A 16048-nucleotide genomic window follows, 5' to 3' on the forward strand; every position below is an offset into this window, starting at 1 on the left:
CCGTCACGGCGTTGTCGGCACGCTTCGAGCGACTCATCACGTACCTATCACGACGATTAATCCGTGACGTGAACATGTTCATTATCCACGTCACCAGCGATTTTCCCGTAATTGGTCGGTCGACCAATTGAGTCGACCTTCCGAAGATCAACTTTTCCGCTTCACCGTTGATTTATTCTCGAAATAATCGACTACGGCGCATATATTCGGTACTTCCGTAACACGCGCGCATCTCAGTGCACATGCGTACACTCAAATCTCGTGACCGACCCGCAGATCAGACGCCGCTCCGAGGTGCGGGCCCTCGCCCGGCTGGCCCTCGAGGAAATCGGGGCCGCCGCCACCGGCATCGGCAGCATCCACCGCGCCATATCGGATCGCGTCTTCGCCGGCATCCGGCTCGGTGTCGGCTCCCACGCCGTCCCCGCCAAACTGCTCCACGACGAGATCTCGGGCGCCGCGTACACACTCGTCGCCGACACCGCACGTCTCGGCGGTTCCCTCGCAGGACGGTTCCTCGACCTCCCGTCGTCGGAGAACGTCGCCCCGTCCCAGACACGCCGCGGAGCCCAGGCCATCGCCGCGATCCAGGGTCTGATCGGGGACGTACTGGAATCGGAGGGGTCGCCGCTCGCCGAACCCCTGGCGATACGGGTGAACGGTGTCGCGCTCGCGCCGGACGCGGGCACGCTCGCCGACGCCTTTCCGCGCGCCGGCGGCCGCATCGTCGTCTTCCTGCACGGACTCGTCGAGACCGAGGACGCGTGGGCGCTGGGCCGCCGTCCCACCTACGGTGAACGGCTCGCAACGGACCTCGGCTACACGGCGCTGCAGATCCGGTACAACTCCGGCAGGCACATCTCGGACAACGGCAGGAGCCTGTCCGAACTTCTGGACACGGTCACCGAGCACTGGCCGGTCGAGGTCGAGTCGATCGCACTCATCGGGCATTCCATGGGTGGCCTCGTGGCCCGCAGCGCCTGCCGGATCGCCTTCCTCGACGACCGCCCGTGGGTGAGGCGGGTGCGGCACGTCGTGAGTCTCGGCTCACCCCACCTCGGCGCCCCGTTGGAGCAGGCCGTCCACTACGCGAGCGCCGGGCTGGCCACACTGCCCGAGACGCGTGCCATCTCCGGGCTCCTACGCAGAAGGAGCGCCGGCATCCGGGATCTGAACCAGGGTTCGCTCGTCGACGAGGACTGGCGCGATCGCGATCCCGACGCGCTCCGCGCCGCGGCGTGCAGTGAGGTCCCGCTCCTCGACGGCGTGACGTACTGCTTCGTCTCCGCGACCATCACCCGCAGCCCGAGACATCCACTGGGACGCCTGCTCGGCGACGGCATGGTGCTCGTGCCGAGTGCGTCCGGCCGGAACCGGACGCGGATGATCGGCTTCCGCGACGAGGACGGCATGCACCTCGCGCCCGCGAACCATTTCACGATGCTCAACCACGAGTCGGTGTACGAGAAGCTGCTCGAATGGCTCGGCACGCCGGAAGCCGGCTGACTTGCGGACTCAGGCCATGGTCGTGTGCCACACGATGGCGGCGGCGAGCGCACCCGCGCCGTTCAGCGACCAGTGCAGCGCGATGGGCGCGATCAGACTGCCGCTGCGACGACGGAGCCACGTGAACACGACGCCCGCGGCCGCGGTCGCGACGACCGCCGCGAGGATGCCGAGCACCTGACCCAGGACGCCGCCACCGAGGAAGCTGGACAGTCCCTTGTTGCCCGACGTCAGCCCCAGCGAAGACGCGATGTGCCAGAGACCGAACATCAGCGATCCCGCCGCGAAGACACCACGTGCGCCGTACACCCGGTCGAGGGTGCCGTGCAGCACGCCGCGGAACGCGAGCTCCTCGGGGATGACGGTCTGCAACGGGATGACGATCATCGACGCGATGAGCGCACCGGACAGGGTGGCGTACCGGTCGGCCATGAAGAAGGGGCGGGTGATCGGCAGGGCTGCGCCGATCGCCACGACGCCGATCACGAGTCCCATCGCCGCCAGCGCGTACAGCGACCCCTTTCGCCAGTGCCGGGGTGAGAGCCCCAGTTCTGCCCAGCCGAGCCCGCGCCGCCGGGTGAGCACGAGCAGCACGACAGCGGCGATGGGAACGGTGGCGATACTCGCCCACGCGGTGGTGAAGTGCGCGATCAGGTTCGTGGCCGCGAGGACGACCACCACGATCGCGATGTCCAGGTAGGCATGCAGCACGGGACGCTTGGCGCGTGCACCGGACTTCTCGCCGTCGACAGCTCCGGCGTACTGGACTTCAAGGGTCATTCGGCCGGCCGATCTGCTTCGTATACACGCATCAAGTCAAGTGTACGGATTTGTCTGTGAAACCTCTGTGAGCCACGCCACTACGCAGGTCGAAGCATGCCCCCGCGTCACAGGGCCGCCGGAGCCCGCGTCTAGCCTGGATACGAACTTCACACAACCCGCTGTCCAGGAGATAGAATGGCCGACTTCCTCTACGAGGACTTGCTGCCCATCGGTGAGGACCCCACCGAGTATCGGCTGCTGACCACCGAGGGGGTGTCGACTGTCGAAGGACCCGACGGCCGCACCTTCCTGTCCGTCGAGCCCGAGGCGCTGCGCCTGCTCACCGAGACCGCGCTCCACGACATCTCGCACTACCTGCGCAGCGACCATCTGACGCAGCTCGCGAGCATCCTCGACGATCCCGAGGCGTCGGGCAACGACAAGTTCGTGGCACTCGATCTGCTCAAGAACGCCAACATCTCCGCGGCCGGCGTGCTGCCGATGTGCCAGGACACCGGCACCGCGATCGTCATGGGCAAGCGCGGCCAGCACGTCCTCACCCCCGGCGACGACGAGAAGGCCATCGCCCGGGGCGTCTACGACGCCTACACCCGGCTCAACCTGCGGTACTCGCAGAACGCGCCGATCACGATGTGGGACGAGAAGAACACCGGGAGCAACCTCCCCGCCCAGATCGAGCTCTACGCCGACACGGCGACCGGCCACGAGAACGCCTACAAGTTCCTGTACATGGCCAAGGGCGGCGGCAGCGCCAACAAGTCCTACCTGTTCCAGGAGACCAAGGCGATCCTGAACCCGGACGGCATGATGCGGTTCCTCGAGGAGAAGATCCGCGCCCTCGGCACCGCAGCCTGCCCGCCGTACCACCTCGCGATCGTCGTCGGCGGCACGTCCGCCGAGTTCGCACTCAAGACGGCCAAGTACGCGTCCGCGCACTACCTCGACGAACTCCCCAACGAGGGTGCGATCACGGGCCGCGGCTTCCGCGACCTGGAGCTCGAGGAGAAGGTGCTCGAGCTGACCCGTCAGATCGGCATCGGCGCACAGTTCGGCGGCAAGTACTTCTGCCACGACGTCCGCGTCATCCGCCTCCCCCGCCACGGCGCGTCGCTGCCCGTCGCTCTCGCCGTGTCCTGCTCGGCGGACCGCCAGGCCAAGGCGAAGATCACCCCCGAGGGCGTCTTCCTCGAGCAGCTCGAATTCAACCCGGGCCGGTTCCTCCCCGAGGTCACCGACGCCCAGCTCGACGCCGAGACCGACGGCGTCTCCGGCACCGGCAAGGGCGCCGCCGTGAAGATCGACCTCACCAAGCCGATGCCCGAGATCCTCGCCGAGCTGTCCAAGCACCCGGTGAAGACACGGCTGTCGCTCACCGGCCCGCTCGTCGTCGCACGCGACATCGCCCACGCCAAGATCAAGGAACGGCTCGACGCCGGCGAGGACATGCCGCAGTACCTCAAGGACCACCCGGTGTACTACGCCGGCCCGGCCAAGACCCCCGACGGCATGGCGTCCGGTTCCTTCGGCCCCACCACCGCCGGTCGCATGGACTCCTATGTGGAGCAGTTCCAGGCCGCGGGCGGTTCGATGGTGATGCTCGCGAAGGGCAACCGCTCCAAGCAGGTCACCGACGCCTGCAAGTCGTACGGCGGCTTCTACCTCGGGTCCATCGGTGGCCCCGCGGCGCGTCTCGCCCTCGACTGCATCAAGAAGGTCGAGATCGTCGAGTACGAAGAGCTCGGCATGGAAGCGGTCTGGAAGATCGAGGTCGAGGACTTCCCCGCGTTCATCGTGGTCGACGACAAGGGCGAGGACTTCTTCGCCGGTGTCTCCACGCCCACCCTCACCATCGGCAAGCGTCCCGGCCTGTAGGCGGCTCCGCCGCCCGTGAGTGGTTAGCGAGTCTCTGGGCTCGTCAACCACTCACGGGCGCTACGCGCCTACCGCGATCTCGATGACGGGGTTCTTCGCCGGGTCGAGCCGGCCGAGGAGTGAGGTCAGCGCGTCGCGGTCGATGGCGACGCACCCCTCGGTGGTGGTGCCGTCCGTGACGTGCAGGAACATCGCCGAACCGAGGCCGGGAACGCGGGCGGCGTTGTGGCCGATCACGACCGCGTAGTCGTACAGCGGTCCGGCAGCGTAGAGGTTCTCGCTGTTACCGCCGGGGTTCGCGTCCTGCCGGACGTGCGTGTTGTACGTCGGCGAGAGCGGATTCGAATCCCACCAGTCGCGCCGGTCCGACTGGAAGTACGGCATGGCCGTCTCCGGGGCGGGCTGCCGGCCGAATGCCTGCGACAGCGGGAAGACACCGGCCGGCGTGCGGGTGGAGAATTCGTTCGCCGCCCCGATTCCTTCCGCGCCGACGTCGGCGGGGACGGGGCCCGCGAACACCTGCCACGTGCCGTCCGCAGTCCGTTCCCAGGCGGTCAGTTGGGCGACCACTGCCCCCGCGGACGGGGCGTAGACCGTGATCACCTGGTCCGAGGCGCCGGAGAAGACTGCTCGGTCCGGGGCCGCGGAGGCGCCGGGTACGAGCACCAGCCCGATCAGAGCCACCATCAGTCCCGCCAACCACAGTCGACCCACCCGTAACGTCGTCATGGGGCGAGTGTTCCATCCGCGGGCACTCGTTGCGAGATTTTCCCTCCGCGCTACTGCACCCGGCAGAGGATCTCGCTGTGCAGGAGCGCGAACCAGCCGTCGTCCTCCCGCATCCACGAACGCCAGCCCGCCGCGATGCGTTCCAGGTCCGCCCCGGTGGCGAGCCCCAGTTCGAGCGCCCGGTCCGCGTAGTTCGACTGCAGCGAGCGATCGGCCCAGGAACCTCCCCACCACTCGCGATCCTCGTCGGAGGAGAAGCACCACGTGCTCGCGGTGTTCACGACGTCGCCGAGACCCGCCTCGTGCGCCCACGCCCGCAGGCGACGGCCGGCGTCCGGTTCGCCACCGTTCGCCCGCGCGATGGCTTTGTACAGCGTCAGCCATTCGTCGAGTTCCGGTGTCGGCGGGAACCATGTGAACGTGCCGTAGTCCGCGTCGCGGGCGGCGACGATTCCGCCGGGCCTGCACACCCGCGTCATCTCGCGCAGCGCCTGCACCGGATCTCCGACGTGTTGCAAGACCTGATGCGCGTGCACGACGTCGAAGCTGTCGTCGGGAAAGTCGAGGGCGTGGACGTCCGACACCACGGTCAGGACGTTCGGGACTCCCCGCTTCGCGAACTCGTTCCGGGCGAGGGACAGCGCCTCGTCGTTCATCTCGACGGCGGTGACGACTCCGGGTGCGACGAGTCCCGCGAGGTCGGCGGTGATCGTGCCCGGCCCGCACCCGACGTCGAGCAACGCCATGCCTGCGCGCAGGTGCGGGAGCAGGTAACCGGCGGAGTTCTCGGCGGTGCGCCATCGATGGTTTCGCAGCACCGATTCGTCGTGACCGTGGGTGTAGACCGTCTCGTCGCCGTTCATGTCTCCGACGCTAGCAACTTCGACCAGATAATGGGATCGCTATCTCACCATCCAGGATAATGCGAACCCCGGCCGCGGCAGGCCGTGAGTGTTACGTTGTTGCACACCAACGCGGCAACCGAGGGACTGCCATGACTTTCAGCCTCGCTCTCACTCCGGCGCAGAAAGACCTCGTCGAGCGGACGCACGCCTTCGCGGAGAACGTGATCCGGCCGGTGGCGGCCGAGCACGACCGCGCGCAGGAGTTCCCCTGGGACGTTCTCGAGCAGGCCGCACGAGAGGGCTTCTACAGTCCGCTGTTCTACCGCGACCTCATCGGCGACCCGACGGGACTGTCTCTCCCCCTCTTCATGGAGGAGTTGTTCTGGGGTTGCGCCGGAATCGGGCTGGCCGTCGTGATGCCCGCGCTGGCGCTGTCGTCGATCGGGCAGGCCGCGACGCCGGAGCAGATGCTGCGCTGGGCGCCCGAGTGCTTCGGCGAGCCCGGCAACCTGAAACTCGCCGCACTGTGCATCTCCGAACCCGAGGGCGGCAGCGACGTCCGCAACCTGCGGACCACCGCGACGCGCGACGGCGACGAGTGGGTGATCGAGGGGCACAAGATGTGGATCGGCAACGGGGGAATCGCCGACGTGCACGTCGTGAACGCGACCGTCGATCCGGACCTGGGCCATCGCGGTCAGGCGCTCTTCGTGGTGCCCGGCGGAAGTCCGGGTATCGAACTCGTCCGCAAACTCGACAAGCTGGGCTGCCGCGCGTCGCACACGGCGGAGCTGAAGTTCCATCAGGTGCGGGTTCCCGCCGACCATCTGCTCGGCGGCGACGACAAGTTGCAGAACCGCATGCGGAAGGCCCGTGAGGTGCAGGAAGAGGTGGCCACCGGCGCGCCCCGGCGGAAATCGGCCACCCTCGGCACGTTCGAGCAGACACGCCCCATGGTCGCCGCTCAGGCGCTGGGCATCGCCCGCGCCGCGCTCGAATACGCCACCGAGTACGCGAACCGCCGCGAGGCATTCGGCGGCCCGATCATCGACAACCAGGGCATCGCTTTTCCGCTGGCCGACCTCGCGACCCAGATCGACGCCGCGCGGCTGCTCACCTGGCGGGCGTCGTGGATGGCGGCGGCGGGAGTGGAGTTCCGCCACGGCGAGGGCTCGATGGCGAAACTCGCGGCGTCGGAGGTCGCTGTGAAGACCACCGAACGCGCACTGCAGACGATGGGTGGGTGGGGGTACATCAGCGACCACCCCGTCGAGAAGTGGTACCGGGACGCCAAGCTGTACACCATCTTCGAGGGCACCAGTGAGATTCAGCGGATGGTGATCGGGCGCGCTCTCGGCGCCGCGGACGGCGCCCCGCCCCTCCACTTCGATCAGCCGACCGAGGGATCCGCCTTCAACCGGCGGTTCGGCAGGGGCACGTCCGTGCGCACGAAGGCAGGCGAGTTCGCGATGTCGATGAAGGACCGGATGCCCGAGTCCGCGCAGCGACTGGCTATGAAAATCCTTGCCCCGCCGAAGAAGTGAAACCGGCGTGGGATCAGGTCCAGAGGGCGGCCACGAGCACGGTGACGATGCCGAGCCCACCCGTCACGTGGACCAGGTTCGGGTTCTCCTGCCCCTTGTTCTGCTTGCCCCGGACGATCTCGGCGAGCGCGACCACCACCAGCGAGAGCAGAAGCTTCACGCCGATCTTGACGTGGTTGTAATCCTTGTCCAGTGCGGCCTCGCCGAGCCCGACCAGGATCAGTCCCGTCACGAACTGGAGCCGCGCACCCCACACCATGACCTCGGAGATCCGCGGCGCCCCGAGCACCGCGAAATAGCCGCCGACGAGGGCGGCCATGCCGAGCAGGTGGCAGACGAAGAAGAGGTTGTAGACGACGGTCATCTCCGCAGCCTAGCGACCTGCCCGGTCAGCCGGATACGATTCCCGCCTCGATCGCCGCCTCCCGGTACGACGCGCCCAGCGTGGCGACGGTTTCGTGGGCGTTGAGCCCGCTGGGGTTCGGGACCAGCCACAACTCCGCGCCCTCGAGGTCGCGCGGCTGCTTGCCCTTCCTCGCGGCACGCTCCCCGAAAGCCCTGCGATATGCGGTGATTCCGGCGACGGCGACCACCCGGGGAGTGGTGTCGCGGACCACGGTGCGCAAGCGCTCGGCGCCGACGGCCAGCTCCTCACCGGTCAACTCGTCCGCCTTCGCCGTGGCACGCGAGGCAAGGTTGGTGATGCCGACGCCCCGCTCGATCAGGTGATCGCGATCCGCGTCCGACATCCCTGCCGTCGGATCGATCGGACGCTCGATGATCCCCGCGGCCAGCAGGGCCGGATAGAAACGGTTGCCCGGGCGCGCGAAATGCGCCCCGGTCGCGGCCGTCCACAGTCCCGGGTTGATACCGACGAACAGCAGTCGGCAGCCCGGTCCGATGAGGTCCGCAACCTCGGCGTCCCGGAACGACTCCAACTCCGCACGAGTGAAGCTCACAACCTGCCCGCCTGCGTCAGCCCCGCAACGGTGTCGGCCAGGGTCTCCGCCGAATCCCGGTACTTCACACCCAGTTCGCTCTCGCTCGGGCGGTCGTCCGTGTCCGGCATCCGCGTGTAGTACTCCATCGCGGCCTCCGAAATCGGGGTGTCGATGGAGACGAACCGGTCGACGGCGTCGACCAGCCTGCCCACCAGGCGCAACGCGGCGTCCGGAACCGGGAACACCCCCATCCATTTGCCGGTGATCACGCCCAGCATCTCCGCGATCCCGGCGATCGGAATCCGGGGACCACCGAGCATGTGCCGGCGGGCGCCGCGTCCCGACTCGAGGAGGGCGGCGTGCGCGCTCGCCACCTCCCGGACGTCGACCATCGTCCACGCCGCGCTCCGCCCGGGCAGACCCCGCAGGTGAACGGCGGCCTCGACTGCCTGGGCCGCCTCGCCGAACTGGTTCCCCGCGGGCGGGCCGATGATCATGCCCGGATAGGTGATCGCGATCGGTGCGCCGTCGGCCTGAAGGTCGCGAGCGTACTGCTCCACACGTGCCTTGCTCCGGCCGTAGGCGTCGGGAGGCCCGCACACCGGCAGTTCGGGAGTGAGCAGCCGGGCCCCCGGCTGGAACAGCGCCGCGATACTCGAGACGTAGACGATCGGGTCGAGGCCCAGTTCGACCGCGGTTCCCAGCACGTTCTGCGCGCCGGCCAGGTTGGTCTGCAACATCTCCTCCGCGCGCCGCGGGTCGACCGCGACCACGGCCGCGGCGTGGATGACGGCGTCGCAGCCGTCCAGCGCGCGGCGCACCGACTCGGCGTCCGTGATGTCACCGACGACGTGATCGGACGTGTCCAGTCCGAGTGCCGCGGCACTGGTCACGAGGCGAGCAGGATCCCGCACGAGGAAGCGCACCCGGTGACCGGCGTCCACCGCCGCCTTCGCGCTCCACGCCCCGACGAAACCTGTTCCCCCCGTGACCAATACCAGCAAGGTGAACTACACCGTCCTGGCGAGACGGTTGGCGAGCATGGTGGTGAACCGGGCGGGATCCTCGAGTTCGCCGCCCTCGGCCAGCAACGCCATCCCGTAGAGCAGCTCCGCGGTCTCCCCCAGCGCCGGATCCTCGTTGCGTTCGCTGTGCGCCGCCCGCAGCCCGGTGACGAGCGGGTGGGTCGGGTTCAGCTCGAGGATGCGCTTCGTGGTGGGGACGGGCTGTCCGGACGCCCGGTACATCCGCTCGAGTGCCGGCGACATGCTGAACGCGTCGCCGACGATGCAAGCCGGTGACGTGGTCAGCCGCGTCGACAGCCGCACCTCCTTGACCTGCTCGCTCAGCGCGTCGGCCATCCAGGAGAGCAGGCCGGCGAAGTCCTTTTCCTGCTCCTCCCGCTCCGACTCGTGCGCCCTCTTGTCTTCCTCGGTGTCGAGATCGACCTCACCCTTGGCGATCGACTGAAACGACTTGCCGTCGAATTCCGGCACGGCACCGACCCACATCTCGTCCACCGGATCGGTGAGCAGCAGCACCTCGAAGCCCTTCGCGCGGAAGGCCTCCATGTGCGGTGAGCTCTCGAGCAGCTGCCGGGATTCGCCGGTTGCGTAGAAGATCTGCTCCTGACCGTCCTTCATCCGCGCCACGTAGTCTTCGAGAGAGGTCAGCTCCTCCTCGCTGTGGGTGGACGCGAACGACGAGATACCCAGCAGCACATCCCGATTGTCGGTGTCCGACATCAGGCCTTCCTTGACCGCGCGGCCGAACTCCGCCCAGAACGTGCGGTAATCGTCGGGCCGCTCGGCCTTCAGGTCCTTGATCGTGGTGAGGACCTTCTTGGTGAGCCTGCGCCGGATGGCACGAATCTGCCGGTCCTGCTGAAGAATCTCACGTGACACGTTGAGGGACAGGTCCTGAGCGTCGACCACACCCTTGACGAAGCGGAGGTACTCCGGCATCAGCTGGTCGCAGTCGTCCATGATGAAGACGCGCTTGACGTACAGCTGCACACCCGTCTTCCCGTCCCGCATGAACAGGTCGAACGGCGCGTGGGACGGAATGAACAGCAGAGCCTGGAACTCGAACGTGCCCTCCGCCTTCATCGGGATGACCTCGAGCGGATCGTCCCAGGCGTGGGCGATGTGCTTGTAGAACTCCTTGTACTCGTCCTCGGAGACGTCGTCCTTCGAGCGCGCCCACAGCGCCTTCATCGAGTTGATCGTCTCGGACGTCGTGGTGACCTCGTCCTCGCCGTCGCCCTCCGCGGGGACCGTACGCTCGACGTTCATCCGGATCGGCCACGCGATGAAGTCGGAGTAGCGCTTGACGAGCTCCCTGATCTTCCGTTCCGACGTGTAGTCGTGCAGGTGATCCTCGGCGTCCTCGGGCTTGAGGTGCAGGGTGACGGAGCTGCCTTGCGGGGCGTCGTCGACCGCTTCGATTGTGTACGTGGCCTCGCCGCTCGACTCCCAGCGCGTGGCCTCGCTCTCGCCTGCCTTCCGCGTCAGCAGGGTGACCTTGTCGGCGACCATGAACGTCGAGTAGAAGCCGATGCCGAACTGCCCGATCAGTTCCTCGGAGGCGGCGGCGTCCTGCGCTTCCTTCAACTTGCGGCGCAGGTCTGCGGTGCCGGACTTGGCCAGCGTGCCGATGAGGTCGACGACCTCCTCGTGGGACATGCCGATGCCGTTGTCGCGGACGGTGAGCGTGCGCTGCTCCGCGTCCACCTCGATCTCGATGTGCAGATCCGACGTGTCGACGTGGAGCTCCTTGTTGCGGAAGGCTTCGAGCCGCAACTTGTCCAGCGCATCCGACGCGTTGGAGATGAGCTCCCGCAGGAACGAGTCCTTGTTGGAGTACACCGAGTGGATCATGAGGTCCAGGAGCTGGCGGGTCTCCGCCTGGAACTCCAGTTGTTCGATTTTCGTGCTCACTTCGATTCCCTTCGACAGCAGAACCCTCGACACCAGATTCGTCGTCGGAATGATATCCCGCGACCGAATACCGGATTCATCGCGGCGAGAGGTCCTGATCCGGCTGCGCCAGGGCGCCCGCGACCTCCGGCGCCGATCTGCCCGGAACCCTCAGCCGGCGGCGTCCTCCTTCAGGGTGTACGCGACCAACGCGTTGGCATGACCGTGACCGAGGCGGTGCTCGGACTTCAGCCAGCTCACCAACTCCATGTGCTTGGTCAGCTCGGACGACCGGATGAGCGTCTGCCATTCACTGATCGGCCGACCGTACTTCTCCTCGATCGACGGGAAATAGGACGCGGGCCCCTTCACTGGTTCAGCCATGCGCGAAAGGCTAGCCGAACCCTCCGACACATACTGTCCGACAGGCATCTTCGGATGTAGCGCCCTCGCCGACGCCGACGTCCGTAAGCTGACTGCATGGAACGAACATCGGCGAGGTGACGTCGTGGCGGAGCTGATTCTGGGGCCACTGCTGAGACATGTCGGCACGTGCGATGCGACGGTGTGGGTCGAGACGTCCGAGGCGTGCACCGTCCGGGTCCTCGGCCACGAGGAACGCACGTGGAACGTGTCGGGTCACCACTATGCACTCGTCGTCGTGGAGGGTCTGGAGCCAGGGTCGACCACCCCGTACGACGTGACCCTCGACGGCCGCCCGGTGTGGCCGCTGCCGAGCGCCGTCCCCTCGATGATCCGCACGCTCCGGGAGGACGACGACACGCTGGTTCTCACGTTCGGGTCGTGCCGGTTCGCCACGATGTCCACGACGGAGGGCAACCGGCACCTCGGCGCCGACGCCCTGGACGCGTATGCGGTGCGGATGGCCGAACAGTCGCCGGACCAGTGGCCCGACGCCCTGCTGCTGCTCGGGGATCAGGTGTATGCCGACGAACTCTCCCCCGAGACCGAGGCCCGGGTCGCCGAGATCCACGACGTGAACGAGCCACCGGGGCCGCAGGTGCGCAATTTCGAGGAGTACACCTGGCTCTACGCCGAGTCGTGGACGGACCCTCAGGTGCGCTGGCTGATGTCCACCGTGCCGACGTCGATGATCTTCGACGATCACGACGTCCGGGACGACTGGAACACCTCGGAATCCTGGCGCAACGAACTCGAGGCCACGTCGTGGTGGGAGGAGCGCATCGTCGGCGCGTTGTCGTCGTACTGGGTGTATCAGCACCTCGGGAACCTGGCGCCGAGCCACCTCGCCGAAAACGAACTGTATCAACGGGTTCGGAAGCACGGTGGCGACGTCGAGCCGATGCTCCGCGAATTCGCGTCTGCCGCCGACGAGGAAGCGGACGGGGCCAAGGGCACGCAATGGTCGTATCGCCGGGACCTCGGGGTCGCGCGGCTGCTCGTCATCGACTCGCGGTGCGGGCGTGTCCTCGCCGGCGGTCGCCGCGAGATGGTGTCCGACCCCGAATTCTCCTGGATCGAACGTCAGACCGAGGGCGACTACGACCATCTGCTCGTCGGGACGTCTCTGCCGTGGTTGCTGCCTCGCGCCCTTCACGACCTGGAGTCCTGGGACGAACGCCTCGCCGCCGGATCCCGCGGCCCGCGGGTGGCGGCCGTGGCGGAGAAGATCCGGCGGGGGGCGGACCTGGAGCACTGGGCGGCGTTCCGCGACTCGTTCGACCGGTTGGCCCGCCTCTTCGCCGAGGTCGGCGCAGGACGCAAGGCCGGGCCGGCCGGGCGGGCGCCGTCCACCATCTCGGTGCTGTCCGGGGACGTCCACCACGCCTACGTCGCGCAGGCGCACTACGCCGAGAAGCTGCAGTCACTGGTGTATCAGCTGACGTGCTCGCCCCTGCACAACTACGTTCCGGCCGCCATGAAAGTGACGTTCCGGATCTCGTGGCGGCGCGCCACCGAGCGGACCGTGCGTTTCATCCTCGGCCGGGTGTCGCGGGTGCCACCCGTCCCCATCGACTGGTCGAAGGTCGCCGGACCGTTCTTCGGCGATCAGGTCGCGACGCTCCACCTGAACGGACGGGCCGCCCGCCTCGTGATGGAACAGGCACGCAACGGCAGCGACGGCACGCCCCGATTCAAGACCATGACCGACCTCGAGTTGACGACGGAAAGCGACGCCTAACGCTGCTCGGCCGCCGCCTTCAGCTGTGCGAGCCCCTTCTCGAAGTCCTTGCCCACCATCTTGTCCATCGGGAAGAGGAGTCCCACGATCGTGAAGAAGCGGTTGGTCTTGCCGGTCATCTGCCAGCGGACGGTGGTCCCGGCGCTGTTCGGCTCGAGGAGGAACGTCGTGACGTTGTCGGCCTTGAACGGTTTGAGGAACTTCAGGTCGAGCACGACCTTGGAGCCGGGCACCGACTCGGTGATCACCATCGACCCCGCACCCGCCTTCCGATTGCCCTCCCAGGCATAGGCGGCGCCGACGCCCGACTCCGGGCCGGAGTACGTGCGTTTCAGGTCGGGATCGACGTTCTCCCACGGCGACCACGACTGCCACTGCCGGAAGTTGTCGAGAAGCGGCTGAACGACGTCGGGGCTCGCATCGATGACGGTGGAACGTTCGACGAGGAACTCGTCCGAAGCCATGCCGGTCTCCATTCGGTGTCGGGTGTGGTGGACCGACGTCGCGCCCACCTGTCGAGGTGGAAGATAACGCCTCACCGGCGGTCGCGCGCGCGGTATCGTCGGGAGCGACCCAACGACAGTGCTGTGGTGGGGGTAGCAGTGACGACCGAGACGGATCTGATCCGCAATATCGCTCTGGTGGGACATCAGGGTAACGGGAAGACGACGCTCGCGGAGGCGATGCTCTTCCGCGCCGGTGTCGTCACCCGGCCCGGACGCGTCGAGAGCGGTAACACCGTGCTCGACACCCAGCCCGAGGAGCACGACCGCACGCAGTCGCTGACGCTCGGCCTGGCCTCCTTCTCGTGGGGCGACTACCGGATCAACCTCCTGGACCCGCCGGGCTACGCCGATTTCGTCGGCGACGCGACGACCGCGCTCCGGGTCGCGGACGTCGCCGTGTTCGTGATCGACGGAGTCAGCGGTCTGCAGGTGAACGACGAGTTGCTGTGGCAGGTGGCCGGCGAGCGATCCATCCCGCGCATCCTGTTCGTGAACAAGATGGACAAGGAGCGGGCGTCGTTCGATGTCGTCCTGGCCGGGATCCGCGACCATTTCGGGTCGGGAGTCGAGCCGGTCGACCTGCCCGTCGGCGAAGCGTCGGCGTTCACCGGGGTCGCCGATCTCCTCACCGAGCACGTCATCCTCTACGACAGCGGGTCCGCGAACACGAGCGACGAACTACCCGCCGACATCGCCGACCGCGAGCACGAACAGCACGAACATCTCGTGGAGGACGTGGTCGAGATCGAGGACGACCTGCTGTCGAAGTATCTCGACGGGGAGGACATCTCCGTGGCCGAACTCGAGCACGCGCTCCGCGCGGGTTTCGCGGCGGGCTCGCTGTGGCCGGTGCTGTGCGGGTCGGCCGTCGATGCGATCGCCGTCGACCGGTTGCTCGACTTCGTGTGCCGGATCGCGCCCGCACCGTCGGAGGTCCCGGGCATCGAGGTGCACGGTGACGGGGTCGCCAAAGTGCGCGGTGACGGGGTCGCCAAAGTGCGCGGTGACGGGGTCGCCAAGGTGCGCGGTGACGGGGTCGCCGAGGTGGGGTGCGATCCGTCGGGGGACCCGCTCGCGTACGTCTTCAAGACGCAGACCGACGAATACGTCGGGCAGGTGGCGTTGGTGAAGATCCTGTCCGGCACCGTGCACGCCGATGACGTCCTCGTCAATCAACGCACCGGCGCGAAGGAGCGCCTGCACAACCTCCTTCGCGTCCTCGGCAGTAAACACACTGCGATCGACACCGCGGAGGCAGGCGACATCGTCGGCGCCATCAAGCTGACCGACGTGTCGACGGGCGACACCCTCGCGCCGATCGGCTCGTCCCTCACCGTGCCTCCGATCGTGCACCGGCGTCCGGTCTACGGGATCGCCGTGGCCGCCGAGAGCGCAGGCGACGAGGACAAACTGGCCACCGCCCTGGCGGAGCTCGTCAGCGACGACCCGACGCTGGAGGTGACCCGCGACAGCGAAACCCACCAGACGGTGGTCCGGGGCGCGGGCGACGTGCACGTGCAGGTGGCGCTGACCCGGTTGAAGCGGCGGTACGGCATCACCCTCCAGACCGAACCGGTCAAGATCGCTTACCGCGAGACGCTGCTCGGCACCGTGGAGACGGAGGGCCGCCACAAGAAGCAGAGCGGCGGCCACGGCCAGTTCGGGGTGGCGACGGTCCGCTTCGAGCCGCTCGCCCGCGACGAAGGCTACGAGTTCGTCGACGAGACCCGCGGTGGAGTGATACCCAAGTCCCTCATTCCCGCGGTCGGCAAGGGGATCGCCGAATCGATGGGACGCGGAGGCAGGCACGGGTTTCCGCTCGTCGACCTGCGGGCCACCGTTCTCGACGGCAAGCATCACTCGGTCGACTCCGACGATTTCAGCTTCCGGATGGCGGGGGCGCTCGCCCTCCGGGCGGCCATCGACAAGGTGGGCACCCTCGTCCTCGAACCCGTCGACCACGTCGAGGTCACGGTGCCGTCGGCGCTTCAGGGTGACGTGATGGCGGATCTCGGACGGCGGCGCGGCCAGATCGAGGGCACCGAACCGGCAGGGGACGGCGAGGTCACCGTGATCGCGTCGGTGCCGACGAGCGAGGTCACCGACTATCCGGTCGCCCTGCGCTCGATGACACACGGACGTGGCCGTCTCGCACTGAGTTTCAAGTGCTACCAGGAGCGGCCCGAACCGCGCTGACAGTGCCCTTCCAGCGTGCACGCAGCGTTCTCCCAGCCTCCCGC

At 67.6% G+C, this 16048-nt stretch carries 14 protein-coding genes; 5 read left to right on the forward strand and 9 right to left on the reverse strand.

What is annotated here, in order from left to right:
* The first annotated feature begins 261 nt into the window (after nt 1-261).
* Nucleotides 262-1506 (forward strand): esterase/lipase family protein, encoded by a 1245-nt coding sequence (locus AZG88_RS33375; RefSeq protein ID WP_061041614.1) that lies wholly within the window; start codon nt 262-264, stop codon nt 1504-1506.
* 9 nt (nt 1507-1515) lie between these two features.
* Here AZG88_RS33375 and AZG88_RS33380 read toward each other — a convergent pair whose 3' ends face one another.
* The gene (locus tag AZG88_RS33380) at nt 1516-2286 is read right to left on the reverse strand and encodes a CPBP family intramembrane glutamic endopeptidase (RefSeq protein WP_037231569.1); all 771 of its coding nucleotides are present in this window, start codon (nt 2284-2286) and stop codon (nt 1516-1518) included.
* Between the two features lie 177 nt (nt 2287-2463).
* On the opposite strand from AZG88_RS33380, the gene AZG88_RS33385 reads away from it, so the two are divergent.
* Nucleotides 2464-4161, forward strand: coding sequence for a fumarate hydratase (locus AZG88_RS33385; RefSeq protein ID WP_005239073.1), 1698 nt, complete (start codon nt 2464-2466; stop codon nt 4159-4161).
* A gap of 60 nt (nt 4162-4221) precedes the next feature.
* Here AZG88_RS33385 and AZG88_RS33390 read toward each other — a convergent pair whose 3' ends face one another.
* Nucleotides 4222-4890 (reverse strand): L,D-transpeptidase family protein, encoded by a 669-nt coding sequence (locus AZG88_RS33390; protein WP_061041612.1) that lies wholly within the window; start codon nt 4888-4890, stop codon nt 4222-4224.
* 50 nt (nt 4891-4940) lie between these two features.
* Nucleotides 4941-5753: a class I SAM-dependent methyltransferase gene (locus AZG88_RS33395; protein WP_061041611.1), complete on the reverse strand. Its 813-nt coding sequence runs from the start codon at nt 5751-5753 to the stop codon at nt 4941-4943.
* A gap of 131 nt (nt 5754-5884) precedes the next feature.
* Here AZG88_RS33395 and AZG88_RS33400 point away from each other — a divergent pair, with 131 nt between their 5' ends.
* Nucleotides 5885-7279: an acyl-CoA dehydrogenase family protein gene (locus AZG88_RS33400; RefSeq protein ID WP_025432172.1), complete on the forward strand. Its 1395-nt coding sequence runs from the start codon at nt 5885-5887 to the stop codon at nt 7277-7279.
* Between the two features lie 13 nt (nt 7280-7292).
* Here AZG88_RS33400 and AZG88_RS33405 read toward each other — a convergent pair whose 3' ends face one another.
* The 5 genes from AZG88_RS33405 to AZG88_RS33425 all read right to left on the reverse strand — a co-directional run bounded on the left by AZG88_RS33405 (nt 7293) and on the right by AZG88_RS33425 (nt 11522).
* Entirely contained in the window at nt 7293-7643 is a 351-nt protein-coding gene (locus tag AZG88_RS33405; RefSeq protein WP_005253680.1) for a hypothetical protein, read from the reverse strand.
* A 25-nt stretch (nt 7644-7668) separates the two neighbouring features.
* Complete coding sequence (locus AZG88_RS33410; RefSeq protein ID WP_061041610.1) at nt 7669-8238, reverse strand: mismatch-specific DNA-glycosylase; 570 nt, start codon at nt 8236-8238, stop codon at nt 7669-7671.
* Nucleotides 8235-9224, reverse strand: a complete 990-nt coding sequence (locus tag AZG88_RS33415) for an SDR family NAD(P)-dependent oxidoreductase (RefSeq protein WP_061041609.1) — start codon at nt 9222-9224, stop codon at nt 8235-8237. The genes AZG88_RS33410 and AZG88_RS33415 overlap by 4 nt, the downstream gene beginning before the upstream one ends.
* A gap of 6 nt (nt 9225-9230) precedes the next feature.
* Entirely contained in the window at nt 9231-11159 is a 1929-nt protein-coding gene (gene htpG, locus AZG88_RS33420) for a molecular chaperone HtpG (protein ID WP_061041630.1), read from the reverse strand.
* Between the two features lie 150 nt (nt 11160-11309).
* Nucleotides 11310-11522 carry a DUF4287 domain-containing protein gene (locus AZG88_RS33425; protein ID WP_005239064.1) on the reverse strand — a complete coding sequence of 71 codons (213 nt, stop codon included), beginning with the start codon at nt 11520-11522 and terminating at the stop codon, nt 11310-11312.
* Nucleotides 11523-11646: 124 nt separating this feature from the next.
* On the opposite strand from AZG88_RS33425, the gene AZG88_RS33430 reads away from it, so the two are divergent.
* Complete coding sequence (locus AZG88_RS33430) at nt 11647-13302, forward strand: alkaline phosphatase D family protein (protein WP_061041608.1); 1656 nt, start codon at nt 11647-11649, stop codon at nt 13300-13302.
* Here AZG88_RS33430 and AZG88_RS33435 read toward each other — a convergent pair.
* Entirely contained in the window at nt 13299-13766 is a 468-nt protein-coding gene (locus AZG88_RS33435) for an SRPBCC family protein (protein ID WP_061700263.1), read from the reverse strand. The genes AZG88_RS33430 and AZG88_RS33435 overlap by 4 nt on opposite strands.
* A 138-nt stretch (nt 13767-13904) precedes the next feature.
* Here AZG88_RS33435 and AZG88_RS33440 point away from each other — a divergent pair, with 138 nt between their 5' ends.
* Nucleotides 13905-16004, forward strand: a complete 2100-nt coding sequence (locus AZG88_RS33440; RefSeq protein WP_061700264.1) for an elongation factor G — start codon at nt 13905-13907, stop codon at nt 16002-16004.
* Nucleotides 16005-16048: the final 44 nt, after the last annotated feature.

Source organism: Rhodococcus sp. LB1, assembly GCF_001583455.1.
GTDB classification, from domain to species: Bacteria; Actinomycetota; Actinomycetes; order Mycobacteriales; family Mycobacteriaceae; genus Rhodococcus_F; species Rhodococcus_F opacus.